At 50.6% G+C, this 2,068-nt stretch carries 1 protein-coding gene; it reads right to left on the bottom strand.

Annotation, left to right across the window (positions count from 1 at the left end; all coding sequences use genetic code 11):
- Positions 1 to 543 precede the first annotated feature (543 nt).
- Positions 544 to 2,068 (bottom strand): endopeptidase La (gene lon, locus Q0140_RS01030; protein WP_297960710.1); only part of this gene is annotated, 1,525 nt, incomplete at its 5' end.

Below are 2,068 nucleotides of genomic sequence, written 5' to 3'. Positions count from 1 at the left end.
GCAGACGAAATTCGCAGGCGGGACGGTTAAAATTTGCGGCGTCTGCTTTGGCGCGTAAAGCTGTCTAAACTCTTTTTTAAAATCAAACATTTTATTCCTTTTGCGAGGTAAATTTTATAAAATTTTACGCTAAAAGTGAAGCTGAAATTTTAAACTGTCTTACAATTTTACAGCATTACGCGATCGCGCGTATGCGAAATTCTACGAAATTTTACGTTCGTCACATCGTTACAAGAAATTTTGCCGCAAGCGCGGCGAGAGCTTGCGATGCGAATAAAATTTCACGCTATCTCAAGCGAGCATAAAATTTTACCGCGAGTGTCTGAGAAATTCGGCTGCAAGCAAGTTTAAAAAAAATTGCCGCGATTGTGTAAAAATTTGCTGCGCGCCGATGAAATTTTAGGCGGGAGAAATTTCACGCGAGCGAAATGCGCCGCTATTTTTTATAAAAGAAATGATATAATCCGATCATAGCATTAAATATTTTAAAATTCCGCCGAAGCGCAGGGCTAAAGCGGCCAAATTTAAAGCGGCGCTTTAAATTTAAACGAGCGCCAGCTTCAGCACCTCTTCGATCCGATCTACCGGCGTTATTTTCAGATCGTTTTTGACCTCGTTCGGGATCTCCGCCAGGTCGCGCTCGTAGTTTTTGCGTGGGATCAAAACCTCGGCGATTTTGGCTTTGTGCGCGGCGATGAGCTTCTCCTTAAGCCCGCCGATCGGCAGCACCTTGCCGCTTAGCGTGATCTCGCCAGTCATCGCTAGATCGGCGCGCACCTCGCGCTCGCTTAAAATCGACGCGATCGCCGTGCTCATCGTGATGCCCGCGCTCGGTCCGTCCTTCGGCGTCGCGCCCTCGGGTACGTGGATGTGAAGGTCGAATTTATTATAAATCTGCTCGGAATTTTGACCCTCGGAATTCTCCTCCACGCCTGAATTTTGTGCCGCCGCAGGGCTTTTAGACGCGCCGCCATTTGCGCGCAATGCGGAGTTTTTGCCCGCGCGTGAGTCTTTTGCCGCGCCCGCCTTCGCGTCTTGAGCCGCTTTGAGCTTACCCTCGTCGATCAGCACCTTTACGACGCTAAAGGCGATCTGCGCGGATTCTTTCATCACGTCGCCGAGCTGGCCCGTGATCGTCATCGCGCCCTTGCCTTTGATCTTGACCGCCTCGATCTTGAGCACGTCGCCGCCTACCGCAGTCCACGCAAGCCCGTTTACGATGCCGATTTGATCGCGCTTTTCAACCTCGTCGATCTCGAAAACCTTTTTATTTAGAAATTCGCTTAAATTTTTCGTCGTTACGACTATTTTTTTAAACTCTTTGTCTTTTAAAATTTTAACCGCGACCTTGCGGAAGATCGCTGCGATCTGGCGACGCAGGTTTCGCACGCCGCTTTCGCGCGTGTACTCTTCGATGATCTCGGAAAGAGCTGCGGGGTTGATCGCTACGTCGGCGGATTTTAAGCCGTGGCGCTGCAGCTCTTGGGGGATCAGATAGTCCTTGGCGATCTGAAATTTCTCCTGCGGCGTGTAAGAGCTAAGCTCGATAAACTCCATCCTATCGCGTAGCGGCGCGGGTATGAGAGATACGTCGTTTGCCGTGGCGATAAAGATGATCTTGCTAAGATCGATGTTGAAATTTAGATAATAATCCCTAAAGTTCGAGTTTTGCTCCGGGTCTAAAATTTCGAGCAGAACCGCGGTCGGATCGCCCTTGTATGAGCTTGAAATTTTATCGATCTCATCAAGCACGATGACGGGGTTCATCTGATTTGCCTCGATGAGCCCTTGCACGATGCGGCCCGGCATCGCGCCGATGTAGGTGCGGCGATGTCCGCGTAGCTCGTTTACGTCCTCGAGCCCGCCTAAGGCGATACGGATAAGTTTGCGCTTAAGCGCGGTCGCGATGGAGTTTGCAAGGCTCGTCTTGCCTACGCCAGGAGGGCCGTAGAAGCACAAGATCGCGCCGCCGTTTTTGCCGTCCTCTTTGCTCTTCTTGCCGCTTGTGCCACGAAGCTCTAAAAGCTGTTTCAGCGCGAAATACTCTTCGATGCGCGCCTTGGGCTTT

The organism is uncultured Campylobacter sp. (assembly GCF_938045405.1).
GTDB lineage: Bacteria > Campylobacterota > Campylobacteria > Campylobacterales > Campylobacteraceae > Campylobacter_B.
This window is presented reverse-complemented; position numbering and strand designations above follow the sequence as displayed.